The following is a 19,951-nucleotide window of genomic DNA, read 5'->3' on the forward strand; positions in this document are numbered from 1 at the left end:
TCAGGAAAGGCTCGACTCGTAGTCGGCGTAGCCGAACTCACGGACGGCCGTGACCGAGCCATCGAACTCGCGAATGGCGATGGCGGGCATCGCGATGCCGTTGAACCAGTTCTTCTTCACCATGGTGTAGCCGGCCGCGTCCTGGATCGAGATGCGGTCGCCTACCCTGAGCGGGTCCTCGAAGCGGAAGGTGCCGAAGATGTCGCCTGCCAGGCATGATTTGCCGCACAGGATATACTTGTGAGGCCCGGTATCCGGATGAACCTTCGCCTCTTCCCGGTAGATCAAGAGGTCCAGCATGTGGGCCTCGATGGACGAGTCCACGACGGCCACGTGGCGACCGTTGAACATCGTGTCGAGGACCGTGACCTCCAGGCTTGCGCAATCAGTGACAGTGGCTTCGCCGGGTTCCAGATAGACCTGCACCCCGAAGCGTTCCGAAAACCCGCGCAGGCGGTCGCAAAGCGCATCCAGGGGATAGCCTTCGCCAGTGAAGTGAATGCCCCCTCCCAGGCTGACCCAGTCTACGTACTTCAGCAGCTCCCCGAACCGCGATTCGATGTCGTCCAGCATGAGGGAAAACTGGTCGAAGTCGTCGTTCTCGCAGTTGTTGTGAATCATGAAGCCGTTGATCCGATCGAGGACGGCTTCGATTCTGCCTGGGTCCGGCTCGCCGAGGCGGCTGAAAGGGCGGGCTGGATCTGCCAGTTCGAAGGACGACGAACTGATGCCCGGGTTTATGCGCAGGCCGCACGCAATGCCGCCCGCGCGTCTGCCGAAGCGGTCGAGCTGGCTTACCGAATTGAAGATGATCTTGTCGGCGTGGCTGACTGCCTCGTCGATCTCGTGATCCGCCCAGGCAACGCTGTAGGCATGCGTCTCGCCCCCGAAGCGCGTGTGTCCGAGCTTCACCTCGTTGAGAGAGGACGAGGTGGTCCCGTCAAGGTACGGACGCATGAAATCGAACAGCGACCAGGTGGCGAAACACTTCAAGGCAAGGAGCGCTCGCGCGCCGGACTTCCTGCGAAGGTAGGCGATCTGCGCGAGGTTTCGCCGAAGCTTCCTCTTGTCGATCAGGTAGAACGGCGTTTTCAGCATAGGCTTCTGGTTCCTGCGAAAAGGGCGGGAGGCTTCGTTGGGGGTACGCCAGTCACGGCCAGGCCAAGAACGCGCCGCTTCATGCTGCGGGCGGCCAGCGAAACGTTGATCGAGACTTTCGAGCCGAAGACATCGGCGTGAGGGGTTCTGACCGTGCCTGAAAGCGGGCCCTGCAGCATGCCCGGGGATCGCTCGGCGAACCTGTCCGGGGCAGGCCGGAAGTGTCCTCCTGACAGCGAGCCTATCCATTCGCACACGTGTTCGGCAGGCTGCCGGAGCCGCGACAGCACCTCGAGATATTGTTCCTGCAGTGCGGGAACGTCTTCGCATCGACTGACGTGCGAAAGCCGAAGGATATCGCACCCCAGCTGGTGGGCCTCTTGGACAGGTCTTCTCCAGTAGATCCTCTTGCCATCGGCGATCTCTATGTATTCGTCGATCGCGGGTACGGGGATCGCCTCGGTTGCATGGGCCGCCATGAACATGAAGGGATCGCAACCGCCAAGCGACGAGTTCAGACGGGTGTCATTCGCACCAAAGGGCGGAGGTTCGAAGTCGATGACCTTCGAAACTGACGAGCTGATCTGCCAGCTGCTTGCCGCCACCTCCGCCGCTTCCTGCAGAGACAGTCCCGCATGCGCGTGCAACGCGTTCGCGATCGCCAGCCTGATGCAGTCTCGGGACGATCGCGTATTGGGCGAATGCCGCGATGCCGATGCTTGGTGACAAGCCTCTTTCAAGCGGTGCACGGTTGGCACATCGAGCCCGAGCACCTCGGCGATCTCGCTTTCCGGCACGGTGCCGTTGAGCCACGCGTTCAACTTGACGATGTGGAAGGATTCACTCATCGCGTGGCTTCCCGTCTCGCGAACGAGGACTGTGCCCTCGCGTCCAAGCACTGCCGCGCCGAAACGGTGGTCGCCTGCAGCTGGGAAAGGATCTCGTCGGCCGATGGAGCTCGACGCAGGCTCCTGAAGGTATCGGGCTGGTACAGGATGCGACAGAAGGAGGAGAGTGCCCGATTGAAGGCAACTGCCTCCTTGCGCGGCCAGATGACCGCAAGCACCACGTCGACCGGCTGTGAGTCAGGCGAGCCGAAGTCGATCGGGTCCTTCAATATGGCCAGTGCAGCCGCCGGTCTCCCCATGTCTCCCACGAGGGCATGAGGAAGGCCGATGCCATGCCCGATACTCGTGGAGCCGAGCGCCTCCCGGTCAAGGAGAGCTGTGGAGACCGCAAGCGCCGGGAGGCCCGTCACTTCGGCGAGGTGACAGGAGAGTTGCCGAAGGACGAAGCGCTTGGCAGGTGCCTTGACCTGCATGAAGACATCATCCGCAGTCAGGAGGTCGGTGATTTCCATATTGCCTCCTCGCCATGGCCGTAGGACCACGGACGATCGACACCTCGAAACAAGGCGTGAAGGTCGTTCTGATTATCGTGAAGCCTGGCAGACCCGGACGCTGAGCCAGGGGTCAGATCGCGTCCGGGTCAGATTCCCGCTTTGAGCAGGCGCGTTCCCCTGGGGGAAACGAAGGAAGGCACGGTCAACATGCTCGAACCCTAGCCATTCCGCGCGCTGGTGCAAGGCAGGCCGATCCGGAGTTCAGGCACCGACCTGTCTCGGCGACTCGGCCCGGCAGCGTAGAGTTCATCGAGGATCCGCGGAAGGTCTTCCCGAGCGATCCCGAAGCCCTCCAGCTGACGGTCGCCTGAGGTCTCGAAACGCCTGATCGACCTTGACTGCCGCTGAAGGCTGAAAAAGGAAGCGACGCGGCCCGCAAGCCCGCGAAGCCTCTGCACGCCGTTTTGAACGTGTCTCGGAAACGCGGATGCTGCCGCCGCGAGCAGACTGGATTCCCTGAAGCCAAAGGAGGGCGAGGGATGAAACACCGGGGTCGAGCACCATGGGCACCTGATGGCTGCCTTCGGCACGGTACGATTGCAGGTAATGCAGTTGAGCTTGAAAGGAAACTTCCTCATCACAGCCTCCGTCGTGCGACGCATCCACGTCGCGAGGTCAGTCCGCGATGTATTCCCCGAAGAAGGCGCTGTGCGGAATCAGAAGTCGAAGTGCCTGCTTCGGGAAAGGGACCGTCCCTCTCCGGCAAGCCTCGATACTTTGATGAAAGTCTCCATGCACATGCCTCTAACTTAATCCTCAGGTTCCAAATTGTCGAGGCGACGGAATGTCACCTGGTGGGTACGTAGATTGCGAAACGTTACAGCCGGGGGGGACCTCATCGCGAAGGAAGCCAGGCATGCGGTTCATCGACCGCATGCCTGTAGGAGGTTGACTACATCAGTAGTTGAGGAACGCGACGATCAGCAGCCCGAAGATGACTGTTGCAAGTATGGCGGTCGTGGCGGTGTCCATCGGGGGGCCTATGCTTCACCAGCCGCGACTGACCGATCGCGCGGCATTTTCAACGTTCCCTGAGTGGGATCTGTTGGGGAAGCGGTCGCTGGGCTTCTCGAAGCCGACGCAAACATCTCGTCTACCGTACGGGAAATGTCGTTCCTGGCGATGCCGATGTCTTCGAGTACCCTGTCGTCCAGGGAGTGGAGCAGGGATTCCGCCTTGTATCGGTGCCACCTTGTGAAAACGCAGGTCAGCGCCCCCGCCAGCGGAGAATGGTTGATCGATCTTTTTCGGTTGGACATGATGCCCTCTGCACACGGGCCTGGCGCGGGCTCGAGATGCAATGCTGCCAGGCGAAGAAACGTCAGGTGGCTCGGCTTCCGCCGCACGCAGGCTTGCGTTGACGGGAACTGACACCATCTGGGTGAGCGCAGCGCCCCCGGGAGGATGCAGGCACGCCTGCAGATCCCCCGGGGCTACGGGCGGATCAGAAGTGATCTCGACGACAGCAAGTAGATGCGGGAATGCCGTGCAGCATTCCGGCACGGCAATGCCGGATCTGTGCGCCTCAACCGACGGACAGCCATTGATCGTCCTTCTGCCCGGCTCCCGTTATCCTTCACATCCAGGCTCGCCAGAAGAAGACCGCGCTCATGATCATTCCGACCGCTATGACCACGAACCTGATCACGGCCGGCGGCAGGGATCTGGCAACGGGCGCTCCAAGATATCCTCCGACAGTGGCCGCCGCCATCATCAGCAGCGCTTCGGGCCAGGCGACAAGGCCCGCCGTGGCAAAGGTAATGACCGAAACTGCAGAAAGGACGAGCGACAGGGCGTTCTTGAGCCCGTTCATGACGTTCAGGTCCCTCATTCCCCATAGGGAAAACAGCGCCAGCAGCACGATGCCCAGCCCGCCGTTGAAGTAGCCGCCGTAAACGGAAACCATCAGGGTTCCCATGGCGCCTTCCGGCTTGCCGAAGCTATGCCGCCGGGCGAACGCCTGAATAGGGGCGCCGAAGGCAAACGCCAGCGTCGCAATGACGAGCAGGAATGGAACCACCGCCGAAAACGCCTCGTTCGAGGAGACCAGCAGCAGAAGGGATCCGCCCAGTCCCCCGAGAGCCGTCACGGCGACGATCTTCACAAGCCGGAGGCGGTCGAAAGTCGATATCTCCTTCCGGAAACCCAAGGTGCCGCCGATATAGCCGGGAAACACCGCGACGGCGCTGGTTGCATTCGCAGCCACGGCGGGAACGCCTGCGTAGACGAGCGCGGGAAAGGTAAGGAAGGTTCCTCCGCCCGCGACCGTGTTCAGCATTCCCGCGAAGAACGCGGCCGCGACCAGGACCAGATACTCCGGCACGGTGTGCTCCTGCTATGATGGCGGTCAAGCCGCCGACGGTCCGGGATCATCGAAGCCTTCCGGTGTCGGCGAGGCGAAGGGATCAGGGTCGCGGAGCGCCCCCTGGATGACCCTGAGGTTCAGCCTCCGCTGTCGGGGAGTGGACATCTGCTCGAGAGCGTCCCTCTCGCGCCTAGCGGCTTCCGGCTGGTAGTGGACCTGATGCAGGCGGATCCGTTCTTCAGCCCCGTCATGTCCCGGCATGACGAACTCCTGCCCCTCTTCGAGGCCAAGCAGCGCCAAGCCCCGCCCTGTCGAGATCGGCAGGTACAGTCCGATCGGCGATGTCATGCGGTCGTGGCAGACGATCCGAGTATCAGGGTCGCGGCCGTTCACGCTGAAGGTCAGCCTGCTTCCGAGCGTGGCTACGTTTTCCGGCATCTGGTCACGGATTACGATCGTGGCAGCCCTGATCTTCCGGTTCAAGATGGGCACCAATGGATCGGACCGGCTCATGCAGCGGTCCAGCATGACCTCAAGCACGGTGAAATCTTTGGTCGTTAACAGGCAGGCATCGTTTTTCATCGCTGTTCTCCCTCGCCCCCTTCGGGAGCGGTTACCTTGAGGCATGACGGAGACTCCCCTGGCCGCCCCAGGCGGGCAGGGGTCAGGATCCTGCGATGAGGCAGCCTCCATACAAGGAGAGACGGCAGCAAGGCCCTTCTTGAGTCACGAGGCATCCCGCAAGTCTGCCGCGGCCGAAGAAGGCACCGAGGTCTCCGGATTGTCCACTGACCGGAACGTCAGCCTGTGTGTCCGCCCGTCGCGCGCGGTCCAGGCGATAGAATGTCCGGCAGACAGCCCGATCAAAGCGGTGCCTATAGGTGTCAGGATCGAAACCTTGCCCTCTGCGATGTCTGCTTCACCCGGAAAGACCAGGGTCACGGTCCTGTCTTCACCGAGGTCGCTGGTGTAGCACAGCGTCGACCCCATTCGGACTACGTCAGCGGCGACCCGGCGGTCATCCACCACCCGACCGCGCTCCAATTCCGAAATGAGTTCCTCGGCCAACCCGGGATTCCGCGAGGCGAAGGATTCGGCGATGCGCCAGAGCCTTTCGCTGTCCGAACGTGCGAGCGTGATGGCGGGTTTGCGGTGCTTTTTGATCGCAGGAGCCATTTACTTGGCCTCCTCGAGGCTGTTGCCGACCGACAGCGTAATGTCGTCCGGATGTGATCAAATGGGAATTTTCGCTTTTCGGATGCCCGGAAGGGCATATCTGCCTACGCCCCGCGGCCGGGACGCGACGCGGCCAGCCGGGGGTCAGATGCCCGCGATGGGGCAAACCCTGAAGAAAGTAGAAAGGGCGCGCGAGAAGCAAACCATGATGCGACAGACGTGGGCCTTCGGAACGGAATTGTCAAGTCGTGGACCTGTCGCGCGCCGGGGGCAGCTACTCCGGGCCTGCCTTCGCGGGGACATAAGAGAGGGAGCGATACAGGTCCGGGCCGTCCAAGCGGAGTTCAAGCATCTTGGGCAGGCTAGTTGAACCAGACGATAGAGCAGGCGCGGAACTCGCGCTCGACTGGATCGCGGAGTTTCCATCATCTACAGGATGCCTAGCACGCAGCCGAATGTCCTGCTTGCCGACCTGTCCTAGGCCTGTAACTACATGCGCCATTATCCCGTCGGGCCACCACAAGCTCTCGTGGAGATGCACCTGCACTACCGGAGCGGCGAAGACCGGATCGTCGCAGGTCTGCTTCTTGATCGAATTCTTGGTAGCGAAGCGCTGAGACGCTTGGTCGGGCGGCCAGGCAATGGCTCAGGAGAGGCGCTTCCGAGAAGATAGACATCCGTGCCGCCCCTATTGACCATGCGGTATCGACCCGAAGGCTGCGATGCCGTCAGCCACGGCGGGTTCCGTCCTCCAAAAACCAGCCCTCTGGCTGGATCAGAATGGCCTGCGCGACCTCCCTCTCTGGTCTTGCCCCCATTCCGACCTAGGCAAGTTTGCGGGCGCTTTCTTTAGCTTAGGCTGATGCGATCGGCCGACTGAGGCGCTTGACAGGGATGCAGTCCTATCGCCTGCGGAAGCCACTCCAAGACAGACTTACGCTGATGGCTGCCATGGTTATAGGCTGCTCAGGTTCCTTATCGCACAGGGGCAAGGCACCGATGCTTGCGCCGTCCAAACATCCCTTGGATGCTGCGTCGCCGTGCTACGGCGCGTCCGGCATAGCCAAGTTGCACAAAGCTCTTCCAAGGCATGACCTCTGTGCACCGGGGGCAGTGCGACGGCAATGCGCTTGTGACCGGATCCACGACGGCAGCCAAGGCGACACTAGACTCGCCGTCAGCGGCGCCTCCGGAGGCGCCGCCCATTCCTAAGGGCTTCCTGTACTAGCCAAGACGGCGTCACGCTGCAAAGGATAGCCTGCTGAAATCACCTGCTCCATCGAGCTGTTTGGGCTGAGCTAGTTACGCCCGGCCCTGCAACGTGGACCCGACATGGCTGGATCCTCGTCCCCCATCATTCCACGGAACTACTACTCCGAGCGAACTGCAACTTGTGGTGCTGATTTGCTGTTTATGACGAGGAACACCTGAGATAGGGATGCCAAGCCAGCTGAGGCTGGGATGAACTGCAGGTGACGTGCGATGATCGACGAAAAGCTCCAACCCATCTTAAACCAGGTCCTTCAACGCAATGCAGGCGAACCTGAGTTTCACCAGGCCGTGCGGGAGGTCTTGGAGAGCTTAGGGCGGGTCGTGGCAAAGCACCCTCACTATCTTGAACATGCGCTGATCGAGCGCATATGCGAGCCTGAGCGCCAGATTATCTACCGGGTTCCCTGGGTCGACGATGAAGGGAATGTCCGTATCAACAGGGGATTTCGGGTGCAGTTCAATTCCGCTCTCGGACCTTACAAGGGCGGGATCCGTTTCCACCCGTCTGTCAATGTCGGAATCATCAAGTTTCTTGGCTTCGAGCAGACGTTCAAGAACGCTCTTACTGGGATGCCCATCGGGGGCGGTAAAGGCGGATCGGACTTTGATCCGCGCGGCCGGTCCGACGGAGAGATCATGCGGTTCTGCCAATCCTTCATGACCGAGTTGCACCGGCACATAGGAGAGTACACCGACGTTCCTGCTGGCGACATTGGCGTGGGCGGACGCGAAATCGGTTACATGTTCGGGCAGTACAAGCGACTCACGAACCGCTACGAGGCAGGAGTTCTGACTGGGAAGGCTCTATTCTATGGCGGATCGAGAGCTCGCACTGAAGCGACGGGATACGGCAACACCTACTTCGTCCAAGCGATGCTTGCAACCAAAGGCCTGAGCTTCGAAGGCAAGAAGGTCGTGGTGTCAGGATCGGGCAACGTTGCAATCTACAGCGTCGAGAAGGTTCAGTCCTTCGGAGGCAAGGTTGTCGCAGTCTCTGACAGTTCCGGCTATGTCGTTGACGAAGAGGGCATCGATCTAGGACTTCTCAAGCAGGTTAAAGAGGTGCGGCGCGGACGCATTGCCGACTATCTGCGGCTCAAAGGGGAAGGTCGATGCACCTTTTTCATCAAGGCTGGTGAGGGAACGATCTGGGATGTTCCTTGTGACGTTGCCATGCCTTCTGCAACGCAGAATGAACTGACAGGCCGCGATGCGAAGGTCTTGATCGACAACGGCGCCATCGCCGTCGGTGAAGGCGCGAACATGCCATCGACTCCTGATGCCGTCCGCATATTCCAGGAAGGGGGCGTGATGTTCGCTCCGGGCAAGGCTGCCAATGCGGGCGGCGTAGCAACGTCAGCCTTGGAGATGCAGCAGAACGCCTCCCGCACAGCTGGACGTTCCAGCAGACCGAAGCTCGCTTGGCCGACATCATGCGCACCATCCATGACACGTGCGCGAGCACGGCTGAAGAATTCGGGTCGCCTGGTGACTACGTCCTCGGTGCCAATGTCGCGGGATTCGTCCGCGTGGCTGAGGCAATGCGTGCGTTGGGCGTAATCTAAGCGAATGCCGCTCATGGGCGGGTGCGGGGATCGTTGTCCCTGGCATTCAGGAGCGGACCTAAGCACGCAGCGGCTCCGTGGCAGCTTCCTTGGTAGAGCATGTGAGCCATAAGAACTTCGTTGACCGCTCGGCTGCTCGTCCGGCTGTCACAACAAACGGAAGTAGCTGGAGGGGAATCGGCTGGATCAATATCGCCCGTGAGCCGGAGGTTCAGAGCCGCTGGCAGGCTCTTCCGGATGTATTCCGACGCGATGGTGATTGACGAGGGACCCGCCCTTCCATCCTGAGAATAGGAGGAGAAGCACTACTGCGGCGGACAATAGCAAACCCCAGGGGAGCACCCCCTGGGCAGGATCAGGTCCCCAACGCACGAACAGATTGATCATTGCGAGTACCACCGCTGCGAGGTTGGCAATCATGTGCTGCCACGCATCGCTCATCTGGCGGATCCGAACGTTGCCGAAGAAGTCGACGAACCCTGCAACGGCAGCCAGGGTGCTCATGAACAGAGCGGAGACGAGGAGCCAAAACGAACCACGGCCCCAAAATGCATCACCCGTCCCCCAGAACACGAGGTCGCTGGTAAACGTGGCGATTAGCAGGGCGATCGGGAACGGAATCAGCATTGGGTGGATGGGATGGCCGGCGATTTTCGCGGTGGTGGCAATTCCTCTTAGGTCCTGCAGCATGGCGTCACCTCCATATCGGGATCCAACGGTGTCTGAGGTTCTAGGTTCCCTAAGGACGTGCGCCGTGACGCGGCCGGGACTGTGGCGGAACGGATATCGCGCGTGGCGTGGCGAACGTTCGATCGCCGCGATCAACGAAATCGAACCGTGCCGTGACTGAGCAGGCGAACAGGTCGCACCCACAAGCTCGTGAGCGGCCAAGGACTGGCATCAGAAGACTGCCGCGAGAACCGCAATGAGGGCGACTGCGAGTGCGGCGAGGCTAGGCACCATAACTACTGCTCCGGATGCAAGTGCAAGCGCCGCCACCCAATCGAAAGGCCTGTCAGATGCTTCTCTCACTTATTGCTCCTTTCACCGACGCCTTCCGTGAGAACGCCACCGACGGACAGCACGTTCCCACTCAACGAGGAAGGCGCCGCGGACAACTGCTCCTTCCATGCTTCCTGCAGCAGGGGGGCATCCGTGCCTTCCGCGATCAGGACTCGTTCTGCTGCACCGTCGAGATCGTCGTACTGCCCGCTCCGCATGGACCACAAGAAGGCTGCAAGGCCCGCTATTCCCATTCCCAGCGCTATCGGCACCAGCCAGGCCAGGTAGCTCATGCCGCATCCGCGAGGCGCATAGCCTCTAGCTCAGGCCCAGCGGCAGCGGACTTCTTCACGCGAGGAAGGCGCAGCGAGTTGCCGACCACGACGATCGATGATGTCGACATGGCAATCGCAGCCATCAGGGGTGTCACGTGGCCCAGCACCGCCAGAGGTACGACTAGGACGTTGTATGCAATCGCGAGGCCAAGGTTCTGCCGCACGAGGCGTGCAGCGGCACGGGCGACACCGACCGCCTGCGGCACGGCTTCCAGGCTGCGTCCCAGGAACACAAGGTCGGCCGCGTTGCGGCCTACGTCGGCCGCCGAAGATGGGGCAATCGAGACATGCGCGGCCGCAAGCGCGGGCGCGTCGTTGAGCCCGTCGCCGACCATCAGCACCCTTCGCCCCGCGGATGCCAGCTCCGCGAGGCGCGCGACCTTGTGTTCCGGCAACGCGCCGTGGCGAGCCTCCGAAATCGCCAGCGCCGCCGCTACTTTGCCGACTGCCTCTGCGTTGTCGCCGGACAGCAACTCGACGGTCATCCCGACTTTCGCCAGCGTCCGAACGGCTTCTGCCGCGCCAGCCCGCAGCCCGTCCGAGATCGTGAACGACCCCACGGACTGCCCGTCTTTGCTTAGCCACGCACCGGCTTCGTCCGAAACACGCCCGGGCTTGGCTGAGGCCCAATCCGGCCGTCCTAGCCTGTAGACGCTTCCTCCGACGCGCGCCTCGATGCCGAAGCCGGGAATCTCGCGAAGGTCCTCGACGACCGTACGCGAAGCTGTAAGTGCAGCCACAGCGCGGGAGACCGGGTGCCTCGAGTAAGACGCGATGCTCGCGGCGGCCGTAAGGTCTGCAGCCGCCACCGCATGCGGGACCGAGCGCATCGCTCCGGCGGTCAACGTGCCCGTCTTGTCGAAGACGACAGCGTCGGCTTCGGCGAGGCGCTCGAGAGCACTGCCGTCCTTCAAGGTAATGCCAAGGTCGAATAGGCGACGCGCTGCGACGACCTGCACCATCGGCACGGCAAGGCCCAGCGCACAGGGGCAGGTGATAATGAGAACGGATATGGCGACTGTAACTGAGGTATGCCAGTTGCTCGTGAGCAGCAGCCATGCTGCGCAGGTGGCGAGCGCCAGCAGGTGAATCACGGGCGAATAGAGCGCCGCCGCTCGGTCTGCAATCCGCCGGTACCGCGCGCGCCCGTCCTCGGCCGCCTCCATGAGCCTCACCATGTCGGCAAGAAAGGAATCGCGCGCCATCCTGTCGGCCCGGATCGTCAGCGCGCCATTACGGCTAAGCGTGCCGGACAGCACCTCGCTGCCAGGCTGCGCGCGTTCGGGAGCCGACTCGCCCGTCACGACCGAAAGGTCAAGGCTGCTGACACCCGCCACGACGGTGCCGTCTACCGGAATACGATCTCCGGGCGCGACCAGCAGATGGTCACCGACCTCGATCTCCGCGATGTCACGGAACTCGCGCGCTCCGTCAGGTCGGATCAATGTCGCGCCCCTCGGCATCAGGCGGGCTAGCCCCATCACAGCATTCCGCGCCTTGGCTCGCATCGCATGGTCGAGGGTGCGCCCCGCAAGCAGGAAGAAGATCAGGGATGTCACCGCGTCGAAGTAAGCATGCTGTTCTCCTGCCAAGGTGTCGTAGAGGCTGAGCCCGAGGGCAAGGAGGATGCCAACCGAGATCGGGAGGTCCATGCTCGAGGTCCACGTGCGGACCGAATGCCAGGCCGAGGCGAAGAAGACGCGCCCGGAATATCCGACGGCGGGCAGGGCGAGGAGGGCGGAGATCAGGTGGAAGGCGTCGCGTGTTTCCGCGTCCGCCCCCGACCACACCGAGGCGGAAAGAAGCATGATGTTCATGGCAGCGAAGCCGGCGACGGCCGTCGCCTTCAGCAGCCGTGACAATTCCGGATCGCGTGCATCGTTGCCCACATCGACCACGCTGGCATCGTAGCCGGCGGCCTTCAGCGCATCGAACAGGGGAGGCACGTTTCCTTCGCTCTTCCACCGCACCGCCACTCGGCGCGACGTCAGATTCACGCGGGCGGCAACTACCGAATCAAGCCCGCCTAGCGCGCTCTCGATGGTTGAGATGCAGGCCGCGCATCGCACCTGCGGCACGGACAAGTCGGTCTGGAACATGCCGCCGCCCAAATCTCTGCTCGCCAGAACCATCTCGCGAGCGGAGAAATCGCCGATCTTCGCCAGCAGTAGCCCAGCCTCGGTTCCCGGCGCACAGCAGCCCATGGTCAGCCCTCCGGCAGGGCCACTGCCCTGTAGGCATGCCACGTGGCATGTCCAAGCAGAGGGAAAATTACGACCACCCCGACGAGCCCTGTGGCGACGCAGACGCCGAAAAGCACGAGAACCATTGCGCCCCACACGATCATCGGCAGCAGGTTGTTCCAAACCAGCTTCATGCTCGTCGCCATTGCGGTCAGCGCGTCGACGCGTCGGTCGAGCAGCATAGGCACCGCGAAGACGCTGGTGGCGAAGGCGAAGGACGCAAACAATCCGCCAACGACAGTGCCCACCAAGAGCATAGCCCATCCATACGGGCTTCCTACGAGCAGCCCCACGACACCATCGAGACCGGGGAAGGCGGTGACACCGAAGAACAGCGCCCACAGCAGCACGGCTGCACGGTTCCAAAGAAGCGTCAGCATGCACAGCAGCAAACCTGTGAAGAACACCTGCGCGCCGGCGCTCGGACGCACGCGGAGCATCGCGCCGAAACTGGCCTGCCGCCCCTGCTCGATCGCCCGGCTCTTCTCGTAGAGGCCGGCGGCGAGGGAGGGGGCGACGATCAAGAAACCCGCCAGGGAGGGAAAAAGGATGTAGTCGCGACCGAACGCGATCAGGGTCCAGACAAACGCCACGGACAGGACGAAGACACCCACTCCGTAGGCGATACTGAACGCTGGCCGGATCCAGAAATCCCGCCAGCCGGCTGCCAACCAGCCTGCGCCGGCGAGGAGCGGCAGGTGGCGCTGAAGACGCGGGTCCCTCGTCTCGCCGATGCCGGATGTCTCGCTGAGCAGCCAGTATGAATTGTCGGTTTGGCCCATCTTCTTCTCCTCAGCACGCCGACTTTGCAGCGCGGTAGCCTTGGCCGCTGCTGGCGGCCTTAAGGTGTTGCACGCATTCCGGCTGCGACTGGAACGCGACGTAGACGAGGTGCGCGTTTGCTCCGGCAAAGATCAGCAGCCCCGCCGGGACGAGTAGCCATGCGAGCCGCAGTTTCCGGCGGGATAGCTCGGTCCGAGAGGTCAAGGCTGACGCGCCCCTAGATCGTGGACGTAGAGCGACAGCGTGCGGATCTCCACGTTTGACAGCCGTTCGTCCCATGTCGGCATATGGCCCTGCCTGCCTCCGTGTACGGAAGCGATGATGCTATCCATGGTGCCCCCGTATACCCAATAGGCATCGGTCAGGTTGGGAGCCCCAACCTCCGAGCTGCCTGCAGCGTTTTCCCCGTGGCAAGCGGCGCATGTGGTGGCGAACACCTCGCGCCCGGCCTCAATCCGCTCCAGGTTCTCCGCGGTCGAGTATTCAGGGTTCGTGAGTGAGTACACGTAGGCGGCGACGTTCCTGACCTGCTCACGATCAAGCATTTCGTCTCGCCCGAAGGCGGGCATCTGGGCGATGCGGGATTCGGGATGCCTCGTATTGATACCGACGCGCATCGTCTGCTCGATAAGCTCCGGGCCGCCGCCCCAGAGCCAGTCGTCGTCGGTCAGGTCGGGATAGAAGGCGCGCCCCTTGCCGTCGCGTCCGTGGCAGGCTGCGCAGTTGTCACCGAAGAGCTGCTGCCCGGTGCCACGGACAGTCTTCATCAACGCCTCGTCCGCCACTATCGCGTCGTAGGGTTCGGTCTCGAGGCGCGCCATCCAGGGTGCCCGCTCCTCCTGGCCTTCGACGAGGCGCGCCTCAACGGTGGTCCTCTGATCTGCCCCGAGAAGTCCTTTCGTGTACGTCTCGCCCAGCGGCCACGACGGCATGAAGAACCAGTACGCGAAGGCCCACAGGTGGGTGATGATCAAAAAAATCAAGACCCCGCGCGGAACTGGCGTGTCGAGTTCCTTGATGCCGTTCCACTCGTGGCCCGTGGTTTCACGGCCGGTGACCGGATCGCGCTCTACTTCTGCCATGGCTTGTCGTCCTGATCGAGGATGCTGTGCTTGGCGCGGTCAAAACGTTTCCGGTTCTTTGGCCAGAACGCGTAGACGCAGACGCAGAGGAAGAAGCCCATCATGTAGAACAGGCCCCAACTTTTGGAGAACGCCACAAGCGAGTTGTAGCTGAAGTCCATTCCGATCTCCTTAGTCTTGCGCCTCCGGCGGCTTCTCGGTGGCTGCAGTGTCGCGGTAGGCGGCGTTAGTCAGCCGTCCGAGGATCTGGAGATAGGCGACAAGGGCGTCCATCTCCGTGACGTGGGTGGTCACACCATCGAAGGCGCTAACCTGCGTCGCGTCGCCGTACCGCTCGGTAACGCCTGCCGCGAAATCAGTGTCAGGCGTAGCCTGGCCGTAGGCGTCTCGCGCGGCATTCTCCACCATCTCTTCCGTATACGGAACGCCGAGCGTGCGCTGCACAGCAAGGTGGTCCCGCAGGTCCTCCGTCCTCAACTGATTGCGGGCCAGGAAAGCGTAGGCGGGCATGTTCGATTCCGGCACCACGTCCCGCGGGTTCGTCAGGTGCGCCACGTGCCAGAAGTCGGAGTACTTGCCGCCGACGCGGGCGAGATCCGGCCCAGTGCGCTTCGATCCCCACAACATCGGTCGGTCATAGCGGGACTCGACCGCAAGCGAATATGGACCGTAGCGCTCCACCTCGTCGCGCAGCGTGCGGATCATCTGGCTGTGGCAGGCGTAGCAGCCCTCGCGGATATAGATATTGCGGCCAGCCAGTTCCAAAGGCGTGTACATGCGCATGTCCGGAGCTTCTTCCACGGTCTCGTCGATCGTGAAGAGCGGCGCGATCTCGATGATGCCGCCGACGCTCGCCGCGGCGATGATGGCGAGCACGAAGAGGACCGCCGAGCGCTCGATCTTGCGGTGAAACATCTCAGGCATATCGCTACTCCCCCGGCACCACAGCGGCCGTTACGGGCACGTCGGCCGTCCGTGCTGCCATGGGCACTGACCGCACGGTCATCCACATGTTGTAGCAGCCAACGACGGTTCCGATGAGGAACAGGAGGCCGCCGAAGGCTCGGGCAATGTAGTAGGGGTACATCGCCACCAGCGAGTCGATGAACGAGTAGGCGAGCGCGCCTTCCTCGGTGTAAGTCCGCCACATCAAGCCCTGGATAATGCCGGAGTTCCACATCGCGAACACATAGATCAGCGTTCCCACGATCGCCAACCAGAAGTGGATCTCCACCAGCGCCGCCGAGTACATGCGTTCGCGCCTCCAGAGGCTTGGCACCAGCGTGTAGAGCGATCCGAAAGTGATCAGCGCCACCCAGCCTAGCGCGCCTGCGTGAACGTGGCCGACGGTCCAGTCCGTGTAGTGGCTTAGCGAATTGACGGGCCGGATCGCCATGAACGATCCTTCGAAGGTCGACAGCCCGTAAAACACTGCCGCCGCCATCATGAAGCGGAGCGTCGCGTCATCACGCACCCTGTGCCAGGCACCGTTGAGGGTCAGAAGCGCGTTTCCAGCGGATGCCCAAGAAGGGACGAGGAGCATGACCGAGAAGGTCATTCCCAGCGTCTGCACCCAGTGCGGGAGTGCTGTGTAGTGCAGGTGGTGCGAACCCGCCCACATGTAGAAAAAGGTAATACCCCAGAAGCTCAGAATGGACAGACGATAGGAGAAGATCGGTCGCTGAGCCCTTACGGGGAGGTAGTAGTAGAGCATGCCGAGGAAGCCGGCCGTCAGGAAAAACGCTACCGCGTTGTGTCCGTACCACCACTGCACCATCGCGTCCTGCACACCTGGCCAGATCGTGTAACTCTTCACGCTGCCCCACGAGACCGGAATCGCCAGGTTGTTGACGATGTGCAGGATGGCAACCACCAATATGAATGCCATGAAATACCAGTTCGCGACATAGATGTGCGGCTCCTTCCGGCGCGCGATCGTCGCGATGTAGAGAATGAAGTAGGTCACCCAGACGATCACCAGCCAAAGATCAGCATACCACTCGGCTTCCGCGTATTCCTTGGACTGGGTGACACCCATCAGATAGCCGGACACGGCCAGCAGACAGAACAGGTTGAAGCCCAGCAGCACGAACCAGGGGCTGATCTGTCCAGCCAGCCGGGCACGGGACGTGCGCTGCACAACGTGGAAGGAGGTCGCTATCAGGGCGTTGCCACCGAAGCCGAATATGACACCGCTCGTGTGGGTTGGCCGCAGCCGACCGAAGGTCGACCATCCAGCATCGAACGCCAGGTCCGGCCAAGCCAGCTGCGCGGCGACCCAGACCCCCATGAACATGCCAAAGACGGCCCATGCCATCGACAGGATGATCCCCGCCTTGATCGGGTCGTCGTAGTACGAGGCTGCGCGGTCCTCCGTCGGTTCGGGATCGTAGAACGTCGACATGACCAGGTAAGCCACGATGCCGCCGAACAGCATGACGATAACGCCATGGACGCCGAGCACGTCCGAACGCCCGACCGCCGCCATGGCGATGCCGACGATCGCCACCGCGAGCGCGATGACCAGCGCGTTTTGCCGCTCCGAGGACGTAAGCTGCCGAATCATGATCCCTCCGTCTGCTGCCAAGCGGGCACCATTCCCAAGCGGCCGCTTGGCGAATCTCGACCTCGCAAGCCTTGGGAAACTTTGCAGCCCGAGGCCAGGTCCGCAAGCGTGCACTGGTCGAACACGCCGAGGTAGGCCTTCAGGGCTGCTGCGGCGAGCCCGGCCAGGCTGATTGCCGAGGAAGGCGCGCGCTGCCCGTGTTCCATACGCGTGCTGCCGCTGGAGGCGAAAGCTTCCATATGCCTGACCACTTCTCCGAGATAGATTCCTTCGAGGTGCCTTGCGAGCGAGAGTCCCCCGCTGCGCCCCCTGGCGCCCCTGACGTATCCTGCCCGGCCAAGGTTCAGCGCGACCTTCATGAGGTGATTGCGGGAGGTTCCGTAGAAGGCAGCGACATCCGCCACGGTGACGCGTGCCCCGGGGTTGACCGCAAGGTAGACCAACATGTGCACGGCGTGCTCTGTATGGAGGGTAAGTCTCATGCTGCTCCGATGGCTCCAGTGCGTTCCAGACACGTCAGACCTGTGCCACCGCAGCCGTGGCAGCGGCGCGGAAACAATCCGCACGCTCGCCCGCGCGGAAGGGAGCGGGCGGTAACGAGTTGGCGACGCTGTTCGCGCTTGGGGCGAAGGAGCGTTGTGGATCGAGGAGAAACCACGTCAGTCCTCACGTGGCTGGGCCATCGGCAGCCGGAAGAACATGGCGAGCTTCAGGCTCTGCGCGATTCTCTCTGCGCGCTGCACAAAAACCTTCGCGACATCCGGCTCGCACAGGTCTGCGGCGGTCTGCCTGAAGATGCCAAGCCAGATGTCGAAATCCTCCTCGCGGACCTGCTTGAGCTTCAGGTGCGCCGGGACCGGACGGCCGCTGTAGGCGCCGTTCTTCAGGATCACCGCGCTCCAGAAGTCGGTGAGCTTCTCGAGATGCGGCTCCCAATCCCTGCCGATCACCCCCTCGAAAATGGGGCCGAGCCGATGGTTCGCGCGCACCCTCCGATAGAACTCGCGGACCAGCCTGCCAATGAAAGCGCGGTCGATCTCAGGATGATCGAGAGCCCGTTCCTCGACCGGGCGCGGTCGGCCTGCCAGCGGTGCGTTCATGTCTGATCCTCGCCCGAGTGGCATCCGGGACGCGTTCCAAGCGAGAGGCCTCGGAAAAGATCTTCTGCGCTGATCATTTGTCAGCGACGTGGACTGGGACACGCGAAATCAGCAGTTGCTCGCCGTGCGCGGCCTGAGCGAACAGGTAGTAGGTTCCTGGTTTGGGGAAGGTGACCGTCGCCGCGATTTCCGGCCCAAAGGTTTCCATGTCAGCCTTGCCACTCGCATGACCGTGGTGCGCGTCACCATGGCCGACGCCGCTCGCGTCCGGAAGCGTCCCATGAGTATGGAGGAAGATCGTGAGGTCGTCTTTCACGACAGCCAGATGCAAAGGCGCCTCCAGGTAAGGTCTCAGATCTGTCAAAGGCTCCCCACCTTTCATGACGCGGTAAGCGAAACTCGCCGCCTCACCGGCTTTGATCTCATCTGGCTGTTGAACGGAAACTGCATAGTCCTGCGCCTCAGGCGTAGCCGAAAAGGAAGCAGCCTCAACATAGCGGTCCTCTTCTTCCAGTCGCACGGAGAGGATGCTGGACGGGGCTTCCGTTCGCGTCGGATTGGCAGCGCCTTTGACTTCAACCATGAATTGCTTGTTCTGAGCACCTTCCTCGGTCATGAAGTCGACCGCGACGAGATAATCACCGGGCTGAGGGAACGTGAAGAACGCCTTGGTTGTTTCGCCGTCCACTTCGTCATCGAAATCCTCGGGATGGATATGTCCAAGCACATCCATGGTCTTGCTGACGATGACGATGTGAAACTTGCGGCCGTGATGCGCCAGAAGTTCGCCCAGAGGCTGGTCGGATGGACTTTTCAGGGAGAAAACGAGCTCTGCACGGTCGCGCGTCCGCAACCTCTCTGGTTGCGTCTTCATCTCAACCTGCACAGATGCGCCCCGAACGGAGCCATGCTGATAGGTGCTGTCTTCTGCTTTCGGCGTATGCTGGTGAGCGTGGTTATTTTGATTTGTTTGTACGGGGGAGGGAGCCGTGCCCCCTGCGGAAGCCACTCCCGTCCACATCGAAAGGCATGCGCCGAACGCTGCGACAGTAAGGATCCTGCTGATCATGGTCTCTCCTAGTCGGTAAGCACCGTTCCAATAGCGATGTGCGAGCGCGCTCCCAAGCGCGGCTGAGCGTGCAGCACATGGGCCAAGGAAGGCCATTCTGGCTGTAGGAGCTCGCTTCACCTGCTCGTTCTTTATCGCAGACGATCAGGCGAATGTTTGCGCGGGAACAAACATTTCTACGATGCTCCGTCGCTGTGATCTCCGCGCTAAGCCTTGGGGCCCACACAAGTTGAAACCGATCATTCTTCGTCCACGGCGGGGCTTCCATCTCCTTTGTCTGCGCGCCGGCCGCGATTGGTGGCTCTTGGCGGCTCATGAGGTGCCGAGGTGCCGCCGCTCGGGCCGAGCCTGCGCCCGGAACCCGAGTCGCCGCGCCTCGTTTCGACGACATGGAAAACCCCTTCTTCTCCGTCGGTCATTCGACGCGCTCGATTGAGGAGTTCGTGGCCCTGCTAAGGGCGGGCAGCGTCGACTTTGTCGTCGACATCCGCACCATGCCCCGTTCACGCACCAACCCCCAGTACAACACTGACACGGTCGCCGATCAGCTCGCGGCTTATCAGGTTGGCTACACGCATGTTCCCGAGCTCGGCGGCCTGCGAAAGAAGGGCAAGGCGGACCAGGAGGACACCAATGCCTTCTGGAGCAACCAGAGCTTCCGCAACTATGCTGACTATGCTCTGTCCCAACCCTTTCAGGAGGGACTCATGCGCCTGATCCGGCTGGGCCGGGAGCGCCGGGTTGCGATGATGTGCTCGGAAGCCGTGTGGTGGCGCTGCCACCGACGCATCGTCGCTGACTACCTGCTCGCACGCGGCGAGGCGGTCTTCCACCTGATGGGAGAGGCGAGGATGGAACCGGCCGAGCTTACTCCAGGCGCCCGGCCGCAGCCGGGCGGCATGATCACCTATCCTTCGGAATGATTTCTTCCACCGGAAGCCAAGGACGCCCAG

The 19,951-nt window shown here is 62.1% G+C and carries 18 protein-coding genes and 1 pseudogene; 2 read left to right on the plus strand and 17 right to left on the minus strand.

Annotated elements, in window-relative coordinates; genetic code table 11:
* The 6 genes from J5Y06_RS05075 to rnk all read right to left on the minus strand — a co-directional run bounded on the left by J5Y06_RS05075 (nucleotide 1) and on the right by rnk (nucleotide 5,981).
* On the minus strand, nucleotides 1-1,098 hold the full coding sequence (locus J5Y06_RS05075) for a carboxynorspermidine decarboxylase (protein ID WP_209333957.1): 1,098 nt from the start codon (nucleotides 1,096-1,098) through the stop codon (nucleotides 1-3).
* Nucleotides 1,092-1,946 (minus strand): hypothetical protein, encoded by an 855-nt coding sequence (locus tag J5Y06_RS05080; protein WP_209333958.1) that lies wholly within the window; start codon nucleotides 1,944-1,946, stop codon nucleotides 1,092-1,094. The genes J5Y06_RS05075 and J5Y06_RS05080 overlap by 7 nt, the downstream gene beginning before the upstream one ends.
* Entirely contained in the window at nucleotides 1,943-2,458 is a 516-nt protein-coding gene (locus tag J5Y06_RS05085; RefSeq protein ID WP_209333959.1) for a PTS sugar transporter subunit IIA, read from the minus strand. Before J5Y06_RS05085 ends, J5Y06_RS05080 begins: the two co-directional genes overlap by 4 nt.
* 1,618 nt (nucleotides 2,459-4,076) lie before the next feature.
* Complete coding sequence (locus tag J5Y06_RS05090) at nucleotides 4,077-4,823, minus strand: sulfite exporter TauE/SafE family protein (RefSeq protein WP_209333960.1); 747 nt, start codon at nucleotides 4,821-4,823, stop codon at nucleotides 4,077-4,079.
* Nucleotides 4,824-4,847: 24 nt separating this feature from the next.
* Nucleotides 4,848-5,387: a GreA/GreB family elongation factor gene (locus J5Y06_RS05095; RefSeq protein ID WP_209333961.1), complete on the minus strand. Its 540-nt coding sequence runs from the start codon at nucleotides 5,385-5,387 to the stop codon at nucleotides 4,848-4,850.
* 144 nt (nucleotides 5,388-5,531) lie between these two features.
* Nucleotides 5,532-5,981 carry a nucleoside diphosphate kinase regulator gene (rnk, locus tag J5Y06_RS05100; RefSeq protein ID WP_209333962.1) on the minus strand — a complete coding sequence of 150 codons (450 nt, stop codon included), beginning with the start codon at nucleotides 5,979-5,981 and terminating at the stop codon, nucleotides 5,532-5,534.
* A 1,482-nt stretch (nucleotides 5,982-7,463) separates the two neighbouring features.
* Between rnk and gdhA the strand changes: the two are divergent.
* Nucleotides 7,464-8,818 (plus strand): annotated as a pseudogene (gene gdhA, locus J5Y06_RS05105) (NADP-specific glutamate dehydrogenase).
* A 186-nt stretch (nucleotides 8,819-9,004) separates the two neighbouring features.
* On the opposite strand, the gene J5Y06_RS05110 reads toward gdhA, so the two are convergent.
* From J5Y06_RS05110 to J5Y06_RS05160, 11 genes are all read right to left on the minus strand, one after another.
* Nucleotides 9,005-9,508, minus strand: coding sequence for a DUF2231 domain-containing protein (locus J5Y06_RS05110; RefSeq protein WP_209333963.1), 504 nt, complete (start codon nucleotides 9,506-9,508; stop codon nucleotides 9,005-9,007).
* A 338-nt stretch (nucleotides 9,509-9,846) separates the two neighbouring features.
* Nucleotides 9,847-10,113 (minus strand): cbb3-type cytochrome oxidase assembly protein CcoS, encoded by a 267-nt coding sequence (gene ccoS, locus J5Y06_RS05115; protein WP_209333964.1) that lies wholly within the window; start codon nucleotides 10,111-10,113, stop codon nucleotides 9,847-9,849.
* Nucleotides 10,110-12,359 carry a heavy metal translocating P-type ATPase gene (locus tag J5Y06_RS05120; RefSeq protein WP_209333965.1) on the minus strand — a complete coding sequence of 750 codons (2,250 nt, stop codon included), beginning with the start codon at nucleotides 12,357-12,359 and terminating at the stop codon, nucleotides 10,110-10,112. The genes ccoS and J5Y06_RS05120 overlap by 4 nt, the downstream gene beginning before the upstream one ends.
* A gap of 2 nt (nucleotides 12,360-12,361) precedes the next feature.
* Complete coding sequence (locus J5Y06_RS05125; RefSeq protein ID WP_209333966.1) at nucleotides 12,362-13,180, minus strand: DUF2189 domain-containing protein; 819 nt, start codon at nucleotides 13,178-13,180, stop codon at nucleotides 12,362-12,364.
* A 201-nt stretch (nucleotides 13,181-13,381) separates the two neighbouring features.
* Nucleotides 13,382-14,263, minus strand: a complete 882-nt coding sequence (gene ccoP / locus J5Y06_RS05130) for a cytochrome-c oxidase, cbb3-type subunit III (protein ID WP_209333967.1) — start codon at nucleotides 14,261-14,263, stop codon at nucleotides 13,382-13,384.
* Nucleotides 14,251-14,424, minus strand: coding sequence for a cbb3-type cytochrome c oxidase subunit 3 (locus J5Y06_RS05135; protein WP_209333968.1), 174 nt, complete (start codon nucleotides 14,422-14,424; stop codon nucleotides 14,251-14,253). Before J5Y06_RS05135 ends, ccoP begins: the two co-directional genes overlap by 13 nt.
* A 10-nt stretch (nucleotides 14,425-14,434) precedes the next feature.
* Nucleotides 14,435-15,187 carry a cytochrome-c oxidase, cbb3-type subunit II gene (ccoO, locus tag J5Y06_RS05140; protein WP_209333969.1) on the minus strand — a complete coding sequence of 251 codons (753 nt, stop codon included), beginning with the start codon at nucleotides 15,185-15,187 and terminating at the stop codon, nucleotides 14,435-14,437.
* 4 nt (nucleotides 15,188-15,191) lie between these two features.
* The gene (gene ccoN / locus J5Y06_RS05145; protein ID WP_245247565.1) at nucleotides 15,192-16,829 is read right to left on the minus strand and encodes a cytochrome-c oxidase, cbb3-type subunit I; all 1,638 of its coding nucleotides are present in this window, start codon (nucleotides 16,827-16,829) and stop codon (nucleotides 15,192-15,194) included.
* A complete protein-coding gene (locus J5Y06_RS05150) occupies nucleotides 16,826-17,311 on the minus strand; it encodes an RrF2 family transcriptional regulator (RefSeq protein ID WP_209333970.1) in 486 nt (161 codons plus the stop codon). The genes ccoN and J5Y06_RS05150 overlap by 4 nt, the downstream gene beginning before the upstream one ends.
* A gap of 177 nt (nucleotides 17,312-17,488) precedes the next feature.
* Nucleotides 17,489-17,929, minus strand: coding sequence for a group III truncated hemoglobin (locus J5Y06_RS05155; RefSeq protein WP_209333971.1), 441 nt, complete (start codon nucleotides 17,927-17,929; stop codon nucleotides 17,489-17,491).
* A 73-nt stretch (nucleotides 17,930-18,002) separates the two neighbouring features.
* The gene (locus J5Y06_RS05160; RefSeq protein ID WP_209333972.1) at nucleotides 18,003-18,803 is read right to left on the minus strand and encodes a hypothetical protein; all 801 of its coding nucleotides are present in this window, start codon (nucleotides 18,801-18,803) and stop codon (nucleotides 18,003-18,005) included.
* Nucleotides 18,804-19,387: 584 nt separating this feature from the next.
* Between J5Y06_RS05160 and J5Y06_RS05165 the strand changes: the two genes are divergently transcribed.
* A complete protein-coding gene (locus J5Y06_RS05165; RefSeq protein WP_209333973.1) occupies nucleotides 19,388-19,921 on the plus strand; it encodes a DUF488 domain-containing protein in 534 nt (177 codons plus the stop codon).
* Nucleotides 19,922-19,951: the final 30 nt, after the last annotated feature.

Source organism: Tianweitania sediminis, assembly GCF_017813335.1.
Taxonomy (GTDB): Bacteria; Pseudomonadota; Alphaproteobacteria; order Rhizobiales; family Rhizobiaceae; genus Tianweitania; species Tianweitania sediminis.